The organism is Streptomyces sp. NPDC052109, assembly GCF_040680195.1.
In the GTDB taxonomy this organism is placed as follows: domain Bacteria; phylum Actinomycetota; class Actinomycetes; order Streptomycetales; family Streptomycetaceae; genus Streptomyces.
Window position 1 is genome coordinate 34,937 of record NZ_JBFAWF010000025.1, and the last position, 20,802, is coordinate 55,738.

At 72.7% G+C, this 20,802-nt stretch carries 19 protein-coding genes and 1 tRNA gene; 7 read left to right on the forward strand and 13 right to left on the reverse strand.

The window, feature by feature from the left end; genetic code table 11:
- Window positions 1–8: 8 nt before the first annotated feature.
- The 6 genes from efeB to AB0L59_RS34955 form a co-directional block, all read right to left on the reverse strand.
- A complete protein-coding gene (efeB, locus tag AB0L59_RS34930; RefSeq protein ID WP_365590687.1) occupies window positions 9–1,292 on the reverse strand; it encodes an iron uptake transporter deferrochelatase/peroxidase subunit in 1,284 nt (427 codons plus the stop codon).
- Window positions 1,293–1,300: 8 nt separating this feature from the next.
- Window positions 1,301–3,286 (reverse strand): copper resistance protein CopC, encoded by a 1,986-nt coding sequence (locus AB0L59_RS34935; RefSeq protein WP_365590688.1) that lies wholly within the window; start codon window positions 3,284–3,286, stop codon window positions 1,301–1,303.
- Between the two features lie 16 nt (window positions 3,287–3,302).
- Entirely contained in the window at window positions 3,303–3,764 is a 462-nt protein-coding gene (locus tag AB0L59_RS34940) for a copper chaperone PCu(A)C (protein ID WP_365590689.1), read from the reverse strand.
- Window positions 3,761–4,414: an SCO family protein gene (locus tag AB0L59_RS34945; protein WP_365590690.1), complete on the reverse strand. Its 654-nt coding sequence runs from the start codon at window positions 4,412–4,414 to the stop codon at window positions 3,761–3,763. The genes AB0L59_RS34940 and AB0L59_RS34945 overlap by 4 nt, the downstream gene beginning before the upstream one ends.
- Window positions 4,415–4,520: 106 nt before the next feature.
- Window positions 4,521–5,285: a YcnI family protein gene (locus tag AB0L59_RS34950; protein ID WP_365590691.1), complete on the reverse strand. Its 765-nt coding sequence runs from the start codon at window positions 5,283–5,285 to the stop codon at window positions 4,521–4,523.
- 153 nt (window positions 5,286–5,438) lie between these two features.
- Window positions 5,439–6,305, reverse strand: a complete 867-nt coding sequence (locus tag AB0L59_RS34955) for a hypothetical protein (RefSeq protein WP_365590692.1) — start codon at window positions 6,303–6,305, stop codon at window positions 5,439–5,441.
- 186 nt (window positions 6,306–6,491) lie between these two features.
- Between AB0L59_RS34955 and AB0L59_RS34960 the strand changes: the two genes are divergently transcribed.
- The 3 genes from AB0L59_RS34960 to AB0L59_RS34970 all read left to right on the forward strand — a co-directional run bounded on the left by AB0L59_RS34960 (window position 6,492) and on the right by AB0L59_RS34970 (window position 7,833).
- Entirely contained in the window at window positions 6,492–6,929 is a 438-nt protein-coding gene (locus AB0L59_RS34960) for an ATP-binding protein (RefSeq protein WP_365590693.1), read from the forward strand.
- A gap of 25 nt (window positions 6,930–6,954) precedes the next feature.
- Entirely contained in the window at window positions 6,955–7,518 is a 564-nt protein-coding gene (locus AB0L59_RS34965; protein ID WP_365590694.1) for a GNAT family protein, read from the forward strand.
- A 105-nt stretch (window positions 7,519–7,623) separates the two neighbouring features.
- Window positions 7,624–7,833 carry a hypothetical protein gene (locus AB0L59_RS34970; protein ID WP_365590695.1) on the forward strand — a complete coding sequence of 70 codons (210 nt, stop codon included), beginning with the start codon at window positions 7,624–7,626 and terminating at the stop codon, window positions 7,831–7,833.
- 76 nt (window positions 7,834–7,909) lie between these two features.
- Here AB0L59_RS34970 and AB0L59_RS34975 read toward each other — a convergent pair whose 3' ends face one another.
- The 3 genes from AB0L59_RS34975 to AB0L59_RS34985 form a co-directional block, all read right to left on the reverse strand.
- Window positions 7,910–9,271 (reverse strand): PLP-dependent aminotransferase family protein, encoded by a 1,362-nt coding sequence (locus tag AB0L59_RS34975; RefSeq protein ID WP_365590696.1) that lies wholly within the window; start codon window positions 9,269–9,271, stop codon window positions 7,910–7,912.
- A gap of 67 nt (window positions 9,272–9,338) precedes the next feature.
- Complete coding sequence (locus AB0L59_RS34980; RefSeq protein WP_365590697.1) at window positions 9,339–10,823, reverse strand: aminopeptidase P family protein; 1,485 nt, start codon at window positions 10,821–10,823, stop codon at window positions 9,339–9,341.
- Window positions 10,824–10,979: 156 nt separating this feature from the next.
- The gene (locus AB0L59_RS34985) at window positions 10,980–12,362 is read right to left on the reverse strand and encodes a PP2C family protein-serine/threonine phosphatase (RefSeq protein WP_365590698.1); all 1,383 of its coding nucleotides are present in this window, start codon (window positions 12,360–12,362) and stop codon (window positions 10,980–10,982) included.
- A gap of 612 nt (window positions 12,363–12,974) precedes the next feature.
- On the opposite strand from AB0L59_RS34985, the gene AB0L59_RS34990 reads away from it, so the two are divergent.
- Together AB0L59_RS34990 and AB0L59_RS34995 are read left to right on the forward strand one after the other, a co-directional pair.
- A complete protein-coding gene (locus tag AB0L59_RS34990) occupies window positions 12,975–13,640 on the forward strand; it encodes a bifunctional DNA primase/polymerase (protein ID WP_365590699.1) in 666 nt (221 codons plus the stop codon).
- A 205-nt stretch (window positions 13,641–13,845) separates the two neighbouring features.
- On the forward strand, window positions 13,846–14,493 hold the full coding sequence (locus tag AB0L59_RS34995) for a hypothetical protein (RefSeq protein WP_365590768.1): 648 nt from the start codon (window positions 13,846–13,848) through the stop codon (window positions 14,491–14,493).
- Window positions 14,494–14,735: 242 nt separating this feature from the next.
- Here AB0L59_RS34995 and AB0L59_RS35000 read toward each other — a convergent pair whose 3' ends face one another.
- From AB0L59_RS35000 to AB0L59_RS35010, 3 genes are all read right to left on the reverse strand, one after another.
- Window positions 14,736–15,701, reverse strand: coding sequence for a DUF5926 family protein (locus AB0L59_RS35000; protein ID WP_365590700.1), 966 nt, complete (start codon window positions 15,699–15,701; stop codon window positions 14,736–14,738).
- A 345-nt stretch (window positions 15,702–16,046) separates the two neighbouring features.
- Entirely contained in the window at window positions 16,047–16,700 is a 654-nt protein-coding gene (locus AB0L59_RS35005) for an ATP-binding protein (protein ID WP_365590769.1), read from the reverse strand.
- 168 nt (window positions 16,701–16,868) lie between these two features.
- Window positions 16,869–17,699, reverse strand: a complete 831-nt coding sequence (locus AB0L59_RS35010; RefSeq protein ID WP_365590701.1) for a glycerophosphodiester phosphodiesterase — start codon at window positions 17,697–17,699, stop codon at window positions 16,869–16,871.
- A 260-nt stretch (window positions 17,700–17,959) separates the two neighbouring features.
- Here AB0L59_RS35010 and AB0L59_RS35015 point away from each other — a divergent pair, with 260 nt between their 5' ends.
- Together AB0L59_RS35015 and AB0L59_RS35020 are read left to right on the forward strand one after the other, a co-directional pair.
- A complete protein-coding gene (locus tag AB0L59_RS35015) occupies window positions 17,960–19,447 on the forward strand; it encodes a trypsin-like peptidase domain-containing protein (protein WP_365590702.1) in 1,488 nt (495 codons plus the stop codon).
- Window positions 19,448–19,572: 125 nt separating this feature from the next.
- A tRNA-Ser gene (locus tag AB0L59_RS35020) sits at window positions 19,573–19,657 on the forward strand.
- A gap of 236 nt (window positions 19,658–19,893) precedes the next feature.
- On the opposite strand, the gene AB0L59_RS35025 is transcribed toward AB0L59_RS35020, so the two are convergent.
- Window positions 19,894–20,775: a bifunctional DNA primase/polymerase gene (locus tag AB0L59_RS35025; RefSeq protein ID WP_365590703.1), complete on the reverse strand. Its 882-nt coding sequence runs from the start codon at window positions 20,773–20,775 to the stop codon at window positions 19,894–19,896.
- Window positions 20,776–20,802: the final 27 nt, after the last annotated feature.

A 20,802-nucleotide genomic window follows, 5' to 3' on the forward strand; every position in this document is an offset into this window, starting at 1 on the left:
GCTCCGGGCTACCCCTCCAGCAGTCGCTGCCCCACGTACTCGCCCTGCCCCGCCCCACCCGGAACCGCGAACAGTCCGCTCGCCTCGTGCCGGATGAACTGCGACAGCGCATCGCCCCGGTCGAGCTTGCGCTGCACCGGCACGAAGCCGCGCAGCGGGTCGGCCTGCCAGCACACGAAGAGCAGACCGGCGTCGGGCGTGCCGTCCGCGTCGAAGCCGTCGTGGTAGGAGAAGGGGCGCCGCAGCATGGCCGCGCCGCCGTTCTTGTCGGGCCGGGTGATCCGGGCGTGCGCGTTGAGCGGGACGACGTACTCGCCCTTGGCGTCGGTCTTCTCCAGGTCCATCGGGGTCGTCTCGTCGCCCCCGGACAGCGGCGCGCCGTCGGCCTTCCGGCGCCCGATGACCGCCTCCTGGGCCGCCACCGACAGCTTCTCCCAGTCGTCCAGGAGCATGCGGATACGGCGTACGACGGCGTAGGAGCCGTTGGCCATCCAGGCGGGATCGCCCGAGGCCGGCACGAAGATCCGCCGGTCGAAGTCGGAGTCGGTCGGCTTCGGATTGCGGGTACCGTCCAGCTGGCCCATGAGGTTGCGGGCCGTCATCGGGTGCGCGGTGGCGCCCGGCGTGCGGTTGAAGCCGTTCATCTGCCAGCGCAGCCGGGCCGTGCCGCCCGCGTCCTTCTGGATCGCGCGCAGCGCGTGGAAGGCGACCAGGGCGTCGTTCGCGCCGATCTGCACCCACAGATCGCCGTCGCTGCGCGCCTTGTCGAGGTGGTCGGAGGAGAAGTCCGGCAACGGGTCCAGCGCGCTCGGCCGCTGCTTCTCCAGGCCGGTCCGCCCGAAGAAGCCGTGCCCGAAGCCGAAGGTGATGGTCAGCGAGGAGGGCCCGGCGTCGCGGGCGACATCGGTGTCGTCGTGCGGCGCGGCCTCGCCCGCCATCAGCCGCTCGGCCGTCGCCGACCAGCGGCGCAGCAGGGCCGCGGCCTCCTTTCGGCCCGCGCCCGCCGCCAGGTCGAAGGCGACGAGATGGCCGCGCGCCTGGAGGCCTTCGGTGATGCCGGGCTGATGTTTCCCGTGAAACATCGCCCGGTCGGAGCCCACCGAGGTCAGTGGGGTGGCCGGTGCGGGCGCGGCGGCATAGCCCACGGCCCCGCCGGCCGTGCCGAGCACGAGCCCGGTGGCGCCCGCGGTGCCGAGCAGCGCGCGCCGGGAGACGCCGCGGCCCCGCGCGGACTCGGGCGTCTGCGGCGTCTCGGCGGAGGTACGGGCCTGCGGGATGGACTGGTCGGGCATGGTGTGGTTCAGCCGATCTGCGCGTTCTTGGAGACGGTCACCTGGTCGATGTCGGAGGTCCGCACGGTGACGGCGATCTTCCAGTCGCCGGCCATGGGGATCTGCACTCCGCTCGCCGACCAGTGGCCGGTCGTGATGTGGTCGGGGGTGACGGGAAGCGGGCCGATCTTCTTCGCCTCCAGGGTGAATTCGACCTTCACCTCAGGGATGTCGAAGGCCCGGCCGTTGGGCCGCTGGACGTAGACGTGCATCTCGTTGCCGCCCACGCGCGCGGGGTCGAGGTCGATGCTGACGACGCCCTTGCCGTCGGTGCCGCCGGTGTCGAAGGGCATGTCCAGGGTCAGCGCGCCGTTGGAGGGCGCCGTGGCCGAGCTGGAGGAGGAGGTGGCGGCCTTGGCGTCCAGTTCGGTGCGGCCCGGCTCGGTCTGGGTCAGCCAGGTGGTGACGGCGAGCAGCACCACCGCGACGCCCGCCTCGGCCAGCACGGAGCGGCGCAGCCCGAACCGGTTCGCGTCACCGTCCCGCAGGCGCTTCTGCCGGGCGGTGTCCATGGCGGCCCGCTGCCGGGCGAGTTGGGCGGCGCGCGCGGTGTCACCGGTGCCGCTGTTCTTCCCGGCCGTTTTCGAGGCCGGGGCGCGCTTCTTCTCGGGCTGCTCGGCGACCGCGACCGCCTTCTTGGCCTTCCCGGAGACGGAGGTCTTCGCGGGCTGCCGCTCGGCCTCCCCGGTGACGGCGACCGCACCGGCGTCGTCGGTGAGCCGGCCCGTCCACCGCCGGGACACGGACGCGATGCCGACCAGCACCGCCACCAGCCCGATCTTGACCAGCAGCAGCTGCCCGTAGCGGGTGTCGGTGAACGCCGACCAGGAGCCCAGCTGGCGCCAGGACTGGTAGGTGCCGGTCGCGACGAGCGCGACGACGCTGCCGAAGGCCACGCGGGAGAAGCGGCGGACGGCGGTGGCCTCGACCGGTGTCTCGGCGGGCGCCCGGTACAGGGCGACGAGCAGGGCGGTGAGCCCGCCCAGCCATGCGGCGACGGCGAGCAGGTGGACGACGTCGACGGGCATGGCGATACCCGGCTGGAGCCCGACCGAGGCGTGCTCGGCCATGGCCCAGCTGGTCGCGAGGCCGGCCGCGACGACCACACCGCCGACCGCGAGCCCGAAGGTCAGATCGCGTTTCTCCGCGCCTTCCTCGCGCTTGGTGAAGGCGCCGAAGAGGACCGCGATGAACAGCGCGGCGGCGGCGAGCAGCAGCAGCCGGGAGACCAGCGCCGCGCCGGTCTTGGTCTGCAGCACCTGGCCGAGCAGACCGAGGTCGAAGACGTCGGCGAGCTTGCCCGAGGTGGTGTAGGAGCCGCGCAGGAGCAGCAGCCACAGGGTGGCCGCGGTGAGCGTGAGCCAGCCGCCGACGACCAGCCGCTGCAGGGCCCGTACGCCCGCCCCGCGCTGCCAGCAGGCGAGCACGAAGGCCGCGCCGCCTGCCAGCACGATGAAGCCGGCGTACGACGCGTACCGCCCGAACGCGTAGAGAGCGCCCACGAGCCCGCCGCCCGCGACCGGACCGGTGTCGGAGACCACGGTCTGCGAGGGCGCCCCGATGGAGAAGGTGTAGGCGCCGGAGACGGGGTGGCTGTCTGCCGAGACGATCTGGTAAGTGACGGTGTAGGTGCCCTTGCCCAGGCCGCTCTTGAGCCGCACGGCGTACGTCGTCCCGCTCACGTTGGCGGGTTTGCCGGTCTGGACCGGCTTGCCCCGGGGGTCGAGGACGCGCAGGGAGTCGTCGTTCGTCGCCACCTTCTCGGAGAAGGTGAGGGACACCTGGCTGGGCGCCTGCCTGACCACCACCCCCTGCGCGGGGTCGCTGCCGGTCAGCGCCGCGTGGGCGGAGGCCGGTCCGGCGCCGGCGAGCAGGGCGCCGGCGACGGCGAGGAGCAGCAGCACCAGGGTGCGCAGGCTGCCCCGCTGTCGCGTGGGGGTGATGGTCCGCGTCACGATGGTCGGTCCTCCCTCAGTGGCCGGTCGACGGGTTGTACGTCGCGGACTTCACCGGCATCTCGACGGTGAGGGGACCGGACTTGGCGAAGGTGAGCTTCACGGTGACCGTCTGGCCCTGCTTCGGCTGGTGCTTCAGCTTCTCGAACATCAGATGGTTGCCGCCGCTTTTGAACACGAGTTGACCATGGGCGGGTATGGCGAAGGAGCTCTGCTCCTGCATGGCGCCGCCCATGGTGCTGTGCATGGTGACCTGACCGGCGACGTCACTGCTCACCGAGGTCAGCGTGTCCTCGGCGCCGCCCTTGTTGGCGACCGTCAGAAAGCCGGCGGCCATGTCGGCGGAGACCGGCTGGGGCATGTACGGCCCGCTCACCGAAAGTTCGGCCTTCGCGGAGCCGGAGTCCGAGCAACCCGCGAGGGCGAGGGCGCCGACGAGCGCAGCGGCCGCGGTCAGGGCGGCGGGGCGGCGCCTCACGGGGTCGCCCCCTTGACGAGCTTGGGCAGGTCCTTGGTGTAGTCGTCGACCGTGGCGTCCTCGCCGTAGAGGACGTAACCGCCGTCCGTCTTCGGGGAGAAGGCGATCACCTGGGTGCCGTGGACGGAGACGAGCTTGCCGTTCTTGTCCTTCGTCGTCGGCTCCACGGAGATGCCGACGGAACGGGCGCCGGCCTGGATGGTGGCGAAGTCCCCGGTCAGCCCGATGAACTGCGGGTCGATGCCCTTGAGCCACTTGCCCAGCTCGGTGGGGGTGTCACGGCCGGGGTCGGTGGTGACGAACACGACCCGAAGGTCGTTCTGCTCGACCTTGGGCAGGGCCTTCTTGGCGACGGCGATGTTGCTCATCGTCGTCGGGCAGATGTCAGGGCAGTGGGTGTAGCCGAAGTACAGCAGGGTCGGGTGGCCCTTGGTCTCCTGACGGAGGTCGTACTTCTTGCCGTGCGTGTCGGTGAGGACGAGGTCCGGCTTCTCGAAGGGCTGGTCGAGGACGGTGGCGGCCTTGCCCGAGTCGGACACCCCCGAGACCGCGGAGACCGGCGACTTGCCGTCGTTCCCGCTGCCGCAGGCGGAGAGGGTCAGGGTGGCGGCGGCGAGCAGCGCGGCCGCGGCGAACGTCTTCTTGCGCATAGAAAAATGTCCCAGATGTGAGTACTCCGGCGCGCACCGGGGTCGTACGCCGGCCACGACAGCGTCGCACGCCTCGTACGGCCCCCGGTGCGGGGTCCGGAACGGCTTAGACGGTCCGGCGGCGGCCCGCGAGGACGCCGTAGGCGACGCCCGCGACGCCGAGGGCGATGCCGACCACGCCGAGCACGCGCGCGGTGGTGTCGGTGTCATGGGCGTCGGAACCGGTGGCGGCGGTCGCGGTCGCGGTCGTGTCGGAGGCGTCCTTGGCGTTCGCCGAGCCGTGCTCGTCGGTCGCGGTGGACAGCTGCAGCACCGGCGCCGGGTTCTCCGGCTCGTCCTGGCCGGCCTGGGGCACCTCGATCCAGCGCACGACCTCCTTGTCGGAGTACGTCTGGAGCGCCTTGAACACGAGCTGGTCGGTGTTGTCGGGCAGGGCGCCCACGGAGACCGGGAACTTCTGGAAGTAGCCCGGCTGGATGCCCTTGCCGTCGGCGGCGGTCCAGGTGACCTTGGTGACGGCCTCGTCGATCTTCTCGCCGTGCATGCTCAGCGGCTTGTCCAGCTTGGACTTGGTGACCTTCACGTTCCAGCCGGGGACGGACTCGGCCATGACCGAGGCGAGCGGGTGGTCGGCCGGGAAGTTGACCTCGACCTGGGTGGTCGAGGCGTTGTCGCGCTCGTTGGGGACCTTGAAGTCGACCACGGCGTAGCCGCCCTTGGCCGCGGGGCCCTCCGGCTGCACGGTGACGTGCGCGAAGGCGGGGGCGGACAGCGCCAGTACGGCCGTGCCCGCCACGGCGCCGACGGCGGCGAGACGGGAGACGGCACGACGGGAGACGGCGCGACCAGAGGCGATACGGAAAGCCTGCATGGCAGGAGCACTCCACTCTGAGAGTTCGGTGACGAAGAGAGGTACGCGTGCGCGTGGCCGTGCCGTTCGGCGGGCTCACGTGCGCACGCGCGCGTGCCGCGCGACGGCGGCAGCCCTCTCCGCCGCATCGGGTGGAGTGGTGCGCGCGTCGCGTCAGGCGGCGAGACGGAAGGCGGCGGCGGGCGGGCCGCGCCGGATCACCGTGTGCTGGAGTGCGGTGGTGTGCGGGGCGGGCGCCTCGTCCCGGCCGGCCGGCCGGCCGTGCGGGCCGGGCTGTGCGTCGGGGAGCAACCCGGCGCACAGGGCGCGCACCAGCGCGAGCGCCCCGCGCAGGGACCGTACGAGCGCCCCCTCCGCGACTCCGTGCGCCGACAGCTCGATCAGCCGCAGCAGCGCCAGGTCGCCGCGGCGCAGCAGCCAGCCGGCGGCGACGGCCGCGAGGACGTGGCCGAGCAGCATCGGCAGTGAGGGCAGCGGGGCGGCGGAGGAGCCGGTGGCGTTGTACGCGGGCGTGCCGCCCACGACGGCCGCGGGACGGCTCGAGCGGTCGATGAGGTGGGCGGCGAGCAGGACGTGGAAGGCGCGTCCCGGGGTGAGGGCGGTCGGGCTCGCCCCGCACAGGAGCCGTGCGGCCTGCTCGACCAGCGCCGTGTCGCCGAGCGAGGAACCCCGCGCACCCGGTGCCCCCGTCGCCATGCCGTTCGCCATGCCACTCGTCATGGCACCGGAGGCCATGGCGGTCCCGTGCTGACCCAGCCCGAACAGCATGTGCAGCGCGGTCTGGCCGAGCGCGAGGAGCGCGGCGATACCCGGCAGCGAGCGGGTCCGCCCCGCGAGCGGCACCACGAGCAGCAGACAGCCGAGGAAGCCCGCGCCCAGCGTCCACAGCGGCACGCCCGCGCAGGAGGCCAGGGTGTGCCCGCACGCGGCCAGCGCGACGCAGACCGCGGCGAACACCGCGGCCCGCAGGATCCGGAGGCCGGCTCCGGGGCGCGCCGTGCGCGGGTGGGGGGCAGTCATGGCGGCCCCATCATCGCACTGCCCTTGTCGGCGCGCTGTGGCAGGGCAGCAGGATCGCCCCTCATACACCGATTCCTCCCTCGGCGCATCGACCGTATGGGCGGAGTCACGTCAACGGTGTGCTTACGACCACCTACGGGCGGCAATAGGTATCGGTATGTCGTACCGCGGCCAGGAGGCTGGAGCATGAGCATCTGGTGGTCACTCCATCTGCGCCGCGAGGCCGCGAGCGTGCCGCTCGCCCGGCGGCTTCTCATCGGCACCATGGAGACCGCGGGCGTCGACCCCGAGATCTCCTACGACCTGTCCGTGGCCCTGACCGAGGCCTGTGCGAACGCCGTCGAGCACGGCGGGGGCGCACCGCACGGCGGCAGTTCGGAGGCGTACCGGGTGACCGCGTACCTCGACGGCGAGAAGTGCCGTATCGAAGTGGCCGATTCCGGACCGGGGTTCTCCGTCGCCCAGGAGATCCGTCCCGCCCGCACGGACGCCGAGCACGGCCGCGGGCTCTGTCTCATCAGGGAACTCGCCGATCACGTCCACATCGGCGGCCGGGGCGGCACGGTGGTCAGCTTCGACAAGATCCTCAAGTGGAAGAAGGATCCGTCACTGCTGACGGCGTAGTTCACGCTCACGGCATAGTGACGGCATGGAGATCGAGAACGGGGACATAGCGGCCGGGGTGACGCTGCGGCTTCTGGCGAGGACCGACGCGGGCGCGCTGAGCGCGGCCTATGAGGACAACCGCGAGCACCTGCGGCCGTGGGAGCCGCGCCGGCCCGATTCCTTCTTCACCGAGGCGGGGCAGCGGGAGCGGATCGACGGGCTGCTGCGGCTGTTCTCCGACGGCGGTGCGGTGCCCTTCGTCTTCCAGGCGGCGGACGGGCGGATCGTCGGGACCGTCACCCTGACCGGGATCGTCCGGGGGCCCTTCTGCAGTTCCTCCCTCGGCTACTGGGTGGCCGCCGACCAGCAGCGGCGCGGCCTGGCCACCGCGGCGGTGGAGCGGGTCTGCCGGATCGCCCGGGACACGGTGGGACTGCACCGGATCGAGGCGTCGACCCTGATCGGGAACACCGGCTCGCAGCGGGTGCTGGCGAAGTGCGGGTTCGAACCCATCGGCACGGCCCCGAAGTACCTGCACATCGACGGGGAGTGGCGGGACTGCAGGCTCCTCCAGCGGATCCTGCACGACCATGATCCGGCGCTGTGAGGGGGCGTTCCCGGCCGGATTCCGGCCCGGCCGACCTGCACCGCTCTTCGCCGGCCCGTGCCCGTCCGGCCGGCACGGTGCGTTCCTGGCTTCCTCGATCGTGACGTGACCCCACGCAAACACCTCCCTCCCCGGCGCCGCGCCCTCGCGGTGACCGGCGGCACGGTGGCCGCCGGCGGTCTGACCGTCGCCGGGTACCGGTCGGCATTCACCGACACCGCCGCGACCGGCACCGACGCCGCGACACCACCGCTATGGCACCGACACCGCCGCGCCGACGCCGGAACGACTGTGGCGGCCACCGGGGCACCGTGATGCCGAGCCGCACCCGCACCCGCACCCCGCGACGGACCACACTCCGTACGGCGCGACCCGCACCCGCGGCCGGCAGTCACCCCAGCGCCTTCGCCAACGCCTCCAGCGCCTCCGGATACGCCCGTTCCCGGGGCGTGCCGTAGCCGACGATCAGTCCCTGCGGGCGGCCGGTGTCGCGGCCGTGCCAGTGGTCGCCGAGGGCGCCCAGGGCGAGCCCCTCCGCCTGCGCGCGCGCCAGCGCCTCCGCCTCGTCGGGAACGTCGATCAGCGCGTGCAGCCCCGCGGCGATCCCGTGCACGCGCCGCCCCCCGCCCAGCCGGTCCAGCAACTGGTCCCGGCGCCGCCGGTAGCGCAGCCGGCACGCGCGCACGTGCCGGTCGTAGGCATGGCTGTCGATCAGCTCCGCGAGCGCCAGCTGCCCGATGGTCTCGGTGTGGTGGTCGCTGTGCAGCTTGGCGTCGGCGACCGCGTCGACCAGGTGCGTCGGCAGCACCATCCAGCCGAGGCGGAGGGCGGGGCCGAGCGTCTTGGAGGCGGTGCCCAGGTAGACCACCTGGCCCGGCGACATGCCCTGGAGCGCGCCCACCGGCTGGCGGTCGTAGCGGAACTCCCCGTCGTAGTCGTCCTCGATGATCAGTCCGCCACCCGCGCGTGCCCAGTCGCAGAGCGCCCGCCGCCGCTCCGGGTGCAGGGGCACCCCCGTCGGGTACTGGTGCGCCGGCGTCACCACCACGGCGGCGGCGTCGCCCAGCTCCCCGGGGCGCACCCCGCGCGCGTCGACCGGCACCGGCAGGACCGTTCCGCCATTGCGCCGCACCACATCCCGGTGGAACGGCAGTCCGGGATCCTCCATGGCGACGGCGGCGCCGTCCAGCACGCGCGTGAGGAGCGCGAGGCCCTGCACATAGCCGGAGGTGATGACGATCCGCTCCGGCGGAGCGAGCACCCCGCGCGCCCGGCCCAGGTAACCGGAGAGCGCCGTGCGCAGCTCGATGCGGCCGCGCGGGTCGCCGTAGTCGTACGCCAGTGAGGGCGCCGTCGCTATGGCCCGGCGCAGCGCGCGCAGCCAGGCCGCCGCCGGGAAGGCGCCGACGTCCGGACTGCCGGGGCGCAGATCGAAACGCGGGGCACGCGTGCGTGTCGCGGTGCTGGGCTCAGCCGACTCGACGCTCGGCAGTTCGGCGACCCGGGTGCCCGATCCCTGACGAGCCGTCAGATAACCTTCGGTGACGAGCTGGTCGTAGGCGGCCTTGGCGGTTCCGCGTGAGATGCCGAGTTCCGCGGCGAGCCGCCGGGTGGCCGGCAGCCGGGTGCCCGGGGCGAGCCGGCCGTCCCGTACGGCGTCCCGGAGCGCCCGTTCCAGGCCGGCCCGGCGGCCGTCCGCCGAGTCCGGCTCCAGATGCAGGTCTACGCCGACACCGGACCAGAAGTCGTTCACGAGAACCTTCCCCCCAGGCACGCGAATGGCCGGGCACCTCCCCGGTACCCGGCCATTCAAACGCAGATCAGCCCTTCAGCGAGGCCATCCACGCCTCGACCTCGGCGGAGCGGCGCGGCAGACCGGCCGAAAGGTTTCGGTTGCCGTCCTGCGTCACCAGGATGTCGTCCTCGATGCGGACGCCGATGCCCCGGTACTCCTCGGGGACCGTCAGGTCGTCGGCCTGGAAGTACAGGCCCGGCTCGACGGTGAGGACCATGCCCGGCTCCAGCGTGCCGTCGACGTACGTCTCGGTCCGCGCGGCGGCGCAGTCGTGGACGTCCATGCCGAGCATGTGGCCGGTGCCGTGCAGGGTCCAGCGGCGCTGCAGCCCCAGCTCCAGCACGCGCTCGACCGGGCCCTCGACCAGGCCCCACTCGACGAGCCTCTCGGCGAGCACGCGCTGGGCGGCGTCGTGGAAGTCGCGGTACTTGGCGCCCGGCTTCACGGCCGCGATACCGGCCTCCTGGGCGTCGTACACGGCGTCGTAGATCTTCTTCTGGATCTCGCTGTAGGTGCCGTTGACCGGCAGCGTGCGCGTGACGTCGGCGGTGTAGAGCGTGTGGGTCTCCACACCGGCGTCGAGCAGCAGCAGATCCCCGGAGCGGACCGGGCCGTCGTTGCGCACCCAGTGCAGGGTGCAGGCGTGCGGGCCGGCGGCGCAGATGGAGCCGTAGCCGACGTCGTTGCCCTCCACGCGCGCGCGGAGGAAGAACGTGCCCTCGATATAGCGCTCGCTGGTGGCCTCGGCCTTGTCGAGGACCTTGACCACGTCCTCGAAGCCGCGGACCGTCGAGTCGACGGCCTTCTGCAGCTCGCCGATCTCGAACTCGTCCTTGACCAGCCGGGCCTCGGAGAGGAAGACGCGCAGCTCCTCGTCGCGCTCGGCGGTGACCTTGTCGGTCAGGGCCGCCTCGATGCCGGCGTCGTAGCCCCGCACCACGCGCACCGGGCCGGTGGCCTCGCGCAGCCTGTCGGCCAGCTCGCGCACGTCGGAGGCCGGGATGCCGTACAGCGCCTCGGACTCGGCGAGGGAGTGGCGGCGGCCGACCCACAGCTCGCCCTGGCCGGAGAGCCAGAACTCGCCGTTCTCCCGGTCGGAGCGGGGCAGGAGGTAGATCGTCGCCTCGTGGCCGTCGGCCGTGGGCTCCAGGACAAGGACGCCGTCCTCGGTCTGGTTGCCGGTGAGGTACGCGTACTCGACCGAGGAGCGGAAGGGGTACTCGGTGTCGTTCGAGCGGGTCTTCAGGTTGCCCGCCGGGACCACCAGGCGCTCGCCCGGGAAGCGGGCGGAGAGCGCGGCGCGGCGGCGGGCGGTCTCGGCCGCCTGCGGGATCGGCGCCAGGTCGCGCAGCTCGGTGTCGGCCCAGCCGGACTTCATGTTCTCGGCCAGCTCGTCGGAGACGCCCGGGTACAGGCCGTTCTTGCGCTGCTTGATGGGCTCCTCGGACTCGGTCTCGGGGCCCTCCGCGGTAGCGGAGTCGGGCACAGCCGGGTTGAGCTCGTCGGACACGTGATCCTCCTCGATACGCCTTGTGATCTCCCCCGGGGCCCGCGACGCTCCTGCTTGTGGCCGAGCGGGGACCTCCATCATCGTACGGTCGCATCGGGAGGGGACCGGGGCCGGATGCCCTGTTATGCCCGGTCATACAGGCTGCGGACGGCCGGCTCAGTCGAAGCGGGCCGCCAGCAGCACCACGTCCTCCTCGCTGTCGGCCGCGTCCAGGCCGTCGGGCAGGACGGTGCGCAGGACGTGGTCGGCGACCGCCCCGGGGTCGTGCCGCAGCGCCCGCGGGACGCTCGCGGCGGCCGTGTGGAGGCGGGCGAAGGCACGGTCCATCGGGTCGCCCGTACGGTGCAGCAGCCCGTCGGTGTAGAGCAGGACCGTCTCCCCGGCTCGGGCCTGGACCTCGACGCTCGGCGCCTCCCAGCAGGCGAGCATGCCGAGCGGTGCGGAGACCGAGGTCTCGGCGAACTCGGTGCGCCGCTCGCCGACCAGCAGCGGCGGGCTGTGCCCGGCGCCGGCCAGGGTGATCTTGCGCAGGATGGGCTCGCAGTAGGCGAACAGCGCGGTGGCCGAGCGGGCCGGCTCGGTCAGCCGCAGCAGCAGCTCCAGGTCGGACAGGACGGCGACCGGGTCCTCGCCCTCCATCACGGCGTACGCCCGCAGCGAGGCGCGCAGCCGGCCCATGGCGGCGACGGCGCTCGGGCCGGAGCCGGTGACCGAGCCGACGCAGAGGCCGAGCGCGGCGTCGGGCAGCGGCAGCGCGTCGTACCAGTCGCCGCCGCCGCGCGGCCCGGTGCGGTGCCGGGCGGCGAGCTGGACGCCGGGCACCCGGGGCAGCCGGGTGGGCAGCAGTTCCTCGGTGAGGGTCGCCATGCGTGCGCGGGTGCGCTCCACCTCCAGCAGCCGGGCGAGGTGCTCGGTGGCGTGGCGGACGTAGAGGCCGGCGAGGTGGCGCTGCCGCTCATGGGGTTCGGCCGGTTCGTCGTAGAGCCAGACGGCGGCGCCGAGACGGCCGGCGGAGTCGGAGGCGAGGGGCAGGGCGTAGCTGGCGGCGTAGCCGAGGCGCGCGGCCACCTCGCGGTGCCGCGGGTCGAGGCCGTCCTCGGCGAGGAGATCGGGGTGGACGATCTCGGCGGTGGTGCCGGTGTCGTAGGGCAGCGCTCCGCGCGGGACGGTCTCGATGTGGCCGAGGTCGGCGCGGCCGAGGCCGAGGCCGAGGGTGGTGCGGGGGCCGAGTCCGTCGCCGGGCTCCAGGGCGACCAGGCCGCGGCGGGCGCCGACGAGGGCGGCTCCGGCGCGCAGCAGTTCGTGCAGGGCGGGTTCCAGCGCGTTCGTGCGGGACAGGCGCTCGGTGAGTTCGTGGAGGGTCGTGAGGTCCGAGACCCAGCCGGCCAGCCGGTCCTGGAGGAGGGCGCCGGGCGCGGGGGTGTTGGGGGCGGGGACGGGAGCGGCGCCGGGGGAGGGGGGAGTGGGCGCGACAGTGTGGGCGGGCGTCGGGACCGTTGGATCGATTCCAGCCACTTTCGGAGGGTGGGGGGCGTTCATGGCGTCCGGCCTTCAGACCGGTGCGTATTGCTGAAAAGCATCGCAAACCCCCATGTCATTCTGCGCCGCTAGCAGTGTCTCCACATGTACACGCACTCGTGAGGGGATGTCCAGCATTGTCCTGCGGGGATTCCTGGTGTCCATGGGTCGGACGAGGTTTTCTCCGGAACCCCTTGCCTTACTGCCAAGTTGGCTGAAAACTGCACCAGGTATCGGTCCATTGCGGTCGACTGGCCTTGCTCCACGGAGCGTCACAGCGGTCGTGATGGGTACGTACTCGGAGAAGGCCAGGGGTGGTTGGGGGCCACCCGGAACCTGGCGACGGACCCGGGCGTCATAGCCACCGACGGCCGAGCCCCATCCTCCCTGGCGGAGGCGGAGAGAAACACGCGCGACGGCAAAACGCCATACTTCGCCACCCCCGCGCCGCAGCCGTGCTTGTGAAAGACGCACTACGGACGCGGACGCGGCCCATGCTCGACCCCTTGGGGTTTCCCCCTGCCATGCGCAGGAGTGTGATGCGCCAACAGGTACGCACAGTGAAGTGATCGACACATGGTGTGATGTGGACCACGGTGTTGCCAGCGGTGCAACGGAAAGGAACGAGCGCTCATGCGCGAGATCCTCGGAAGGCGACGCAGGCTCCTGTCCAGGCGGAACGACGGGAGGCCTGAGCTGATCAGCGCGGCCCTGACCTTCGCGACCGAGTGGCAGTGGCCCGTACTCCCGGGTGTGGCCCCGGACCCGCAGGGGCGGGCCCGCTGCGGCTGTCCCGACCCGGAGTGCACGGTGCCCGGTGCGCACCCCTTCGATCCCGGCCTCCTCGCCGCCACGGCAGACGCCCGCATGGTGCGCTGGTGGTGGACCAACCGGCCGAGCGCGCCCATCATCCTGGCCACCGGGGGCAAGGCGCCCTGCGCGGTCAGCCTGCCGGCGCTCGCCGCCTCCCGCGCCCTCGCCCTGCTCGACCGGCGGGGCATGCGCCTCGGCCCGGTGATCGCCTCGCCCACCCGCTGGGCGCTGCTCGTCAAGCCGTACTCCATGGAGCAGCTGGGCGAACTGCTCTACGCCAAGGACTTCGTCCCCGGCTCGCTGCGCTTCCACGGCGAGGGCGGCTATCTCGCCCTGCCCCCCTCGGAGACCGGCCAGGGCACCGTCCGCTGGGAACGGGCTCCGCTGCCCGGCTCGGCCGCGCCCTGGGTGCCCGATGTGGAGGCCGTGGTGGACGCCGTGGTCGACGCCCTCACTCGTACGGGTGTGAGCGCGCCCGAGTTGTAAGGGTGTCGGGCGCGGGCGGGGCGGGTCCGGCCCGCCCGCTCGTTATCTTCCGCACATGCTGCGAAATTCTGGGGGACATGGCCGTCGGTTCTCCGGGCGGCCTTCCGGGGAGCATGCTCGGCGGTCTCCGCGCCGCGCCGCCCGGTCGGCGGAGGCGCGCGGGCCGGATCCCCGAACCCTGCGCCTGCTCGCACTCGCCGGCGTGGTGACGGCCGCGGTCGTGCTGCCGCTGGCCGTGGCCTCCGCGGGACAGGTGGACAGGGCCGCCCGGCACACGGCGGCCGAGCAGTCCCGGGAGGCTGTACGGGCCCCCGGGCGCGAGGATCCGGTCGGCTCTCTCGAGGACGCCGTCGGCGCCGGTGCCGCAGGGGCCGAGGCGGCCGCCGGGACCGCCGACGCCAAGTTTCCCGCCCCCGGCCGGTCGTCCGGACTGCTCGGGATCGGCCTCGCCACCGCGGCGCGGTGCGGCCCCGAGGTCACCTCCCCCGACGGCGTCGAGGCGCAGACCTGCGTACTGACCCAGGGCGCCGACACCTGGGCCCGCACCTACTACCGCAACGCCACCGGCAAGTCGCTGGACTCCGTGCTGAGCCTGATGGGCCCGGGCGGCCACAGCCTGCAGATGCACTGTGTCACGAGCGCCGACGACGAGCCCGCCACCTGCGAGACACCCCGTGAGCACAGCAGGGGCGGCCCGGACGGCTACACGGCCGTCACGGAGTTCGCCGCGCGCGGCGCCGACGGCGCGCTCTTGCTGCGCTCGGCCAGCGACTCGGCGGACGCGGCCGGCACCTCCGCGGCCGGCGATTCTGCGGCCGGCTCCCACAACTCCGGGAAGAAAAAGGGCGGTTGACCCTCCCCGGCCCGATGCGCACCGTATGCGGGCATGGAAAGACCCGGTTGCTGGCGACGGGGGATGCACCAGCAACCGGGCTACTGGAACGGTAACAAGAGATCGGCGGTTCGCAAATTCCGCCCGGGGCATTCGGCCACCGATTTCCCTCTTACCAGGGGGAGTTGTGACAGGAGTCACCTGTTCCGGGGCCGTGCTCCCGCCTCACCGACCGTTCAGTCGTGACGCGCGCGCGGGGCGCGTCAGCTCAGGGTGACCTGCCGGTTGGTCAGGCCGCCGCGCGCCCGGCGTTCCTCCGGTGTGAGCGGCTCGGTGACGGCCAGGGCCGCGGCGAGGCGCTCGGCGAATGCGGCGGCCGGCTTCTCCACGTCGTCGGCCGTCACCCCGCTCGGCAGGTCCCAGACCGGCACGGTGAGGCCGTGAGCACGGAAGGAGCCCACGAGCCGGGTGCCCTCGCCCAGGTTCGAGCGGCCCGCCGCGTGCAGCCGCGCGAGAGCGTCCAGAAGCCGCTCCTCCGGATGCGGCATCACCCAGCGCAGGTGGTTCTTCTCCGGGGTCTCGCACCAGTACGCGGCGTCCACGCCGGTCAGCTTCGCCGTCGGGATCGCGGCCGCGTTGGCCCGCTCCAGGGAGGCGGTCACCTCCGGGGTGGCGTTCTCCGCGTCCGGCACCCAGAACTCGAAGCCGCTCTGCAGCGCCGGCTCGAACGGCGCCCCGAGGTCGAGCACGTCCTGCAGTCGCGGTCCGTCGGCCGGGGCGCGGCGGCCCTGCACCGGAGTGCCGGGCTCGGCCGTCAGGGCGCGCTGCAGGGTGTCGGCGAGGTCGCGGCTGAGGTCGCCGGACGCCGTGTCGTTCTGCAGGCCGATCAGGACCGAGCCGTCGTCGCGGCGCAGCGCCGGCCAGGCCATCGGCAGCACCGTGGCGAGCGTGACGGACGGGACGCCCTCGGGCAGGCCGTCCTTGAGGGTCAGCTCGACCGTCGCGGCCGGCACCAGCTCGCGCAGCGCCACCCAGTCGCACTCGCCGGGCAGCCCTTCGAACGGGCGGTGCACCAGCTCGGTCGCCGCGTGCGCCGCGGTCCGGCCGTGGCACGCCTTGTAGCGCCGGCCGCTGCCGCAGGGGCAGGGCTCGCGGGCGCCGACAACCGGGATCTCCTCGTCCCTGAGCTGCGGCCGCTCGGCCTTCGTCTGGGGTCGCTTCTTGGCCATCGTGGGGTCTCCCGGTTACGGCTCTTCTCGTACGGGCGCGAGCCTAGCCGTTCGGGCCGTGACCGGCGGGAACCTGTGGACAACGCACGTCAGCTCGAGGCCGACGGTGTGAATCTGTGGATACGTCGGGGTGTCGCGCGGCCGGCGCCGGGTCCTCGACCGCGGGTCCGGATCCCGGACTTCGGTCCGTCGGCCGAGGGGCTCGGCCGCGTCAGCGGGTCCAGGTGCCGGACCGTGCCCGCCGCCCGAAGCCGTCGGCCCGGGTCCTTCGGTCCAGTCGTCGGCCGCGCCCGTCGGCCCGGGTCCTCCACCGGGCCGTACGACCCAGTCCTCCACCGGGCCCGTTCAGTCCAGGTCGTCGAACGCGTCCGCGAACTCCAGGCCGGCCACGTCGGCCATGCCCGCGAGCGCGGGTGCGGGTGCGGTGACGCGCGTAGCGAAACCGTTCTGACGGCATCCGGCATCGGGATCGTGGACGTCCTCGTGGACCACCACCCAGACCGTCACCTCGCCGTGGACGTCGTCCCGGACGCCCCAGTCGTCGGCCAGGGCCGTGATGATGTTGAGCCCCCGGCCGCCGTGCGCGGTCACCGACGGGGTGGCCGGGGCCGGGCGGGTCGGACCGCCGCCGTCCGTGACCTCGACGATGAGCCGGCCCCGCGCGTCGACCCGCCACGCGGCGCGCACGTCACCGTCGCCGGCCGGCGCGTCGCCGAGGGGCCGCCCGTGCTTGCAGGCATTGCTCAGCAGTTCGGAAAGGATCAGAACGGCATCGTCGATGACCGATTCGGGAACGCCACCGCTGCGCAACTGCGAACGCATCCGGTGCCTTGCCTTCCCCACGCCCGCAGGGCCATGGGGTACGGCCATGCTCGACGACGTGGGCACCTCCTGTGCCACCACCAACGCCACCCCCGAGACCTCCTTTGCCCCACGCCACGGTGTGGATGCCCCATTGGCCTGTACCGGAAACCGGCCAATCCTCTTCCGGTGACGCACTCGCAACGGCCCTGTGCGGAACGAACGCGCCGGAGCACTCCTTGTGACGAAGACCTTTTCTGTGGTCGTCGCATGGCTGGATTTCAGTGGTGTGGCCGAGAGTGGAGGATTCAGCAGCCGCACAGCGGGGTCAAGAGATGCGCACAGCTCTTTACCGGCCTCTTGAGGTCACATCCGCCCCAACCGGCGCAGGACCGCGCCCGGACGGTTGGTGATGATGGCGTCGATGCCCAGTTCCACGCAGAGATCGACGTCCTCGGGCTCGTTCACGGTCCACACGTGCACCTGATGGCCGGTGCGTTTCAGCCGTTCCACATAGGCGGGCTGACTGCGCACGATCCGGATCGAGGGCCCCGCGATCCGCACGCCCGCGGGAAGCCGGCCGTCCCGCAGCCGCGGGGTGAGGAACTGCACCAGGTAGACCGTCGGCAGCGTCGGCGCGGCGGCACGCACGCGATGCAGCGAACGCGCCGAGAAGCTCATGATCCGGACCGGTGACTCGGCGGCGGACGCCGGTGCGTCCAGGCCGAAACGCTTCAGCAGCGTCAGCAGCCGCTCCTCGACCTGTCCGGCCCAACGCGTGGGGTGCTTGGTCTCGATGGCCAGCTCCACCCGCCGCCCCGCGTCCGCCACCAGCTCCAGCAGTCGCTCCAGGGTGAGCACGGAGGTGTCGGCCGGGTCCTCGGGCCGGTGCACCCAGTCGGGCTCCTCGGTGCGTCCGCGCCAGGCCTCGCGCGTCTTCCAGGAGCCGAAGTCGAGGGTCGCGAGATCGGCCAGCTCCAGCGCGGAGACGGCGCCGCGGCCGTTGGAGGTACGGTTCACGCGTCGGTCGTGGACGCAGACCAGATGGCCGTCGGCGGTCAGCCGTACGTCACACTCGAGGGCGTCGGCGCCGTCCTCGATCGCCTTCTTGTAGGCGGCCAGGGTGTGCTCGGGCGCGTCCTCGGAGGCGCCTCGGTGGGCGACGACCTGGATGGAGCGCTGTGGTGCGTGGGTCACCGCGTCATGGTGCCACCGTCCGGGGGTGTGCGGGGCGGCCGGGGCGCACGAAGCGCCCGTTTATGTAACTTTTGCAAGTAAGACCCTATGTAAAGAATCGCCATGGACCCACAGCCACCGCTTATGGTGCTCTGACGGCCCGTGGGAAAAGCTGACTGCATACAAATGGCACAGTGAGAACTGACCACAGCACCATGCACAGCTGCCGAGCGTGACCGAGTGCGACCGACAACAACAGCCGTGGACCGAGGAGAAGAGCTGTGAGCACCGAGAACGAGGGCAACGAGGTACCCCCGGCCCCGTCCGCACCTCCCGTGCCGGTGGCCTCTCCCGCTTCCCCGCAGGACTCCGCGCCCGAGGGGAACGAGCCGACGGCCCCCCTCCCGCCGGTCCCCCAGGACGCTCCGGCCACGGCCGGGAACCAGCCGGGCAGGCCCGACACCCCGCACCCCTCCGGCTCGGCCCCTGACGGCTCCTGGCCGCCCCCGCCGCCCGCGACCCCGCCGTACGGCGAGGGCCCGTTCTACGGCGCTGCGCCTGCCGGTACCGGTGCCGCGGGCGGCTTCGGCGGCGCGGGTGGCGCCGGCGGCTGGGGAGCGTCGTACCAGCAGCCCGCCCCGAAGCCCCGCAGCGGGCGCGGCGGTCTCGTCGCGGCGGTCCTGGTGGCCGCGCTGGTCGCGGGCGGCCTGGGCGGCGGCCTCGGCTACACCCTGGCCAAGAACAACGACAGCAACGGCTCCACCACCGTCTCCGCCTCCGACGGCAGCGCCTCGCAGGTCAGGCGCGCGCCCGGCACGATCGCCAACGTGGCCGCCAAGGCGCTCCCCAGCACGGTCACCATCGAGGCCCAGAGCACCAACGGCGAGGGCGGCACGGGCACCGGGTTCGTCTTCGACACCCAGGGCCACATCGTCACCAACAACCACGTGGTGGCCGACGCCCTCGACGGCGGCAAGCTGACCGCCACCTTCCCGAACGGCAGGAAGTACGACGCCGAGGTCGTCGGCCACGCCCAGGGCTACGACGTGGCGGTCATCAAGCTCAAGAACCCCCCGTCCGACCTCAAGCCGCTCGCCCTCGGCGACTCCGACAAGGTGGCCGTCGGCGACGAGACGATCGCCATCGGCGCGCCCTTCGGCCTGTCCAACACGGTGACGACCGGCATCATCAGCGCCAAGAACCGCCCGGTCGCCTCCAGCGACGGCAGCTCCAGCAGCAAGGCGTCGTACATGAGCGCCCTGCAGACCGACGCGTCGATCAACCCGGGCAACTCCGGCGGCCCGCTGCTGAACGCCTCCGGCGCGGTCATCGGCATCAACTCGGCGATCCAGTCGACCAGCAGCGGCGGCTTCGGCTCCGGCCAGTCCGGCTCGATCGGCCTGGGCTTCGCCATCCCGATCGACCAGGCCAAGTACGTCGCCCAGCAGCTGATCAAGAGCGGCAAGCCGGTGTACGCCAAGATCGGTGCCTCCGTGTCCCTGGAGGACTCCGCCAACGGCGCGAAGATCACCGACCAGGGCGCGGCCGGCTCCGCCGCGGTCGAGTCGGGCGGCCCGGCCGACAAGGCGGGCCTCAAGCCCGGTGACGTGATCACCAAGCTGGACGACATGGTGATCGACAGCGGCCCCACCCTGATCGGCGAGATCTGGACCCACAAGCCCGGCGACAAGGTCACGATCACCTACAGCCGCGGCGGCCAGGAGCACACGACGGAACTGACCCTGGGCGCCCGGATCGGCGACAGCTGAACCGTCGAACGCCCACACAGGGACGCCCCTTTCGACGGGGCCGCCCTCCTCGGCGGACCACACCGCCCGCCGGACGTTCGATCCCGGTACGCTGTACCCGCTCCGTCCCAGGTGGGCACGAGCGAGGTGGGTTGCCCGAGCGGCCTAAGGGAACGGTCTTGAAAACCGTCGTGGCGCGAGTCACCGTGGGTTCAAATCCCACACCCACCGCTTGGCAGGTCAGAGGCTTGCAGGTCAGAAGGGGTGCGGCTCTCTGGAGCGGCACCCCTTCCGCATGCACTCCGTCGCACGCTGAACCGGCGGGGTCGCACCTCTGACCAGTCCGTGCGGCCGACCTGCGGCCAGGAGTCCCGGCCCTCGGCCCCGGACTGTTGCGCCGCCAAGGGATTTCACTTCTTCCACTTCAGACACTCCGGCCTCACCACCTGCGCTCAGGGAGGCGGGCGTCATGGCCGGTGGCCCGTCATCCGCGCCGCCGACGCGATCGTCGCGCGGGCCTCGCGTTCCGAGAGGCCGGTGTGCAGGGCCGCCTCGGTCAACGGGTCGGCCAGGGCGGGGCCGATGCCGTTCTCGTAGGCGCGGCAGGCCGCCCAGAAGAGGCGGGTGTTGCGCTGTCCCTCGTGTGCGGAGAGGACGAACTGGACCAGGCCGCGGCCGTGATCTCCGGGGGGTGTCGGGGCGGCCGGGTCCGGGTGCGGGGGCCGGGGCGGTGGCACGAGCAGGCGCAGCAGGGACGACGGGCAGGGGGCGGGGGTGAGGTGTGCGGTGCCGGGGGCGGTCGTGTACACGCCGTGGTCGGTGCGGGAGCCGGGGCCCACGAGGTAGCCGCCGGCCCCGCGGATGTCGATGCCGGGGGCGAGGCGGCCGGCGGAGTTCGGTACGACGACGTCGGGCGGGCCGGTGAGCCACAGGTGGCGACCGCCGGACGGCGTGCGGACCACGACCGTCTCCGGGATGGTGAACAGGTGGCGCAGGGCCAGCTCGCGGAGCGCGGTGGAGGAGTTCGTGCCGGACTTGGTGTCCAGGTCGACACCGATCAGGTGGTACGGCGGCAGGCCGCAGGCGATGCCGTAGCCGGTGGCCCACGGGGCGGCGGCGAACAGCTCGCGGATGCGGAGAGGGTCGGTCGAGGCGTCGTACACGCCGTGGCCGAGGCGGCCGCACTCGCCGTGGCAGCGCGGTCCGGCGGGGGCGGGGTCGTCGCGGTGGGGGGAGCGCAGGGCCGGGAGCTTCGTCCGGGACAGAGGGATGACGGCCAGGCCGCGTTCGGCGGCTGACAGGGCGTGTGCGAGGGCCAGCGTCGTGGCCTGCCGGTCGGTGGTGGCCATGCCTCCATGGTCGTACGTATGTTCGAA

Bases quoted from the DNA above. Each gene is read 5' to 3' on its own strand.
- efeB (WP_365590687.1), bottom strand. From the start codon at position 1,292: ATGCCCGACCAGTCCATCCCGCAGGCCCGTACCTCCGCCGAGACGCCG.
- AB0L59_RS34945 (WP_365590690.1), bottom strand. From the start codon at position 4,414: ATGCGCAAGAAGACGTTCGCCGCGGCCGCGCTGCTCGCCGCCGCCACC.
- AB0L59_RS34950 (WP_365590691.1), bottom strand. From the start codon at position 5,285: ATGCAGGCTTTCCGTATCGCCTCTGGTCGCGCCGTCTCCCGTCGTGCC.
- AB0L59_RS34955 (WP_365590692.1), bottom strand. From the start codon at position 6,305: ATGACTGCCCCCCACCCGCGCACGGCGCGCCCCGGAGCCGGCCTCCGG.
- AB0L59_RS34960 (WP_365590693.1), top strand. From the start codon at position 6,492: ATGAGCATCTGGTGGTCACTCCATCTGCGCCGCGAGGCCGCGAGCGTG.
- AB0L59_RS34965 (WP_365590694.1), top strand. From the start codon at position 6,955: ATGGAGATCGAGAACGGGGACATAGCGGCCGGGGTGACGCTGCGGCTT.
- AB0L59_RS34985 (WP_365590698.1), bottom strand. From the start codon at position 12,362: ATGAACGCCCCCCACCCTCCGAAAGTGGCTGGAATCGATCCAACGGTC.
- AB0L59_RS34990 (WP_365590699.1), top strand. From the start codon at position 12,975: ATGCGCGAGATCCTCGGAAGGCGACGCAGGCTCCTGTCCAGGCGGAAC.
- AB0L59_RS35000 (WP_365590700.1), bottom strand. From the start codon at position 15,701: ATGGCCAAGAAGCGACCCCAGACGAAGGCCGAGCGGCCGCAGCTCAGG.
- AB0L59_RS35025 (WP_365590703.1), bottom strand. From the start codon at position 20,775: ATGGCCACCACCGACCGGCAGGCCACGACGCTGGCCCTCGCACACGCC.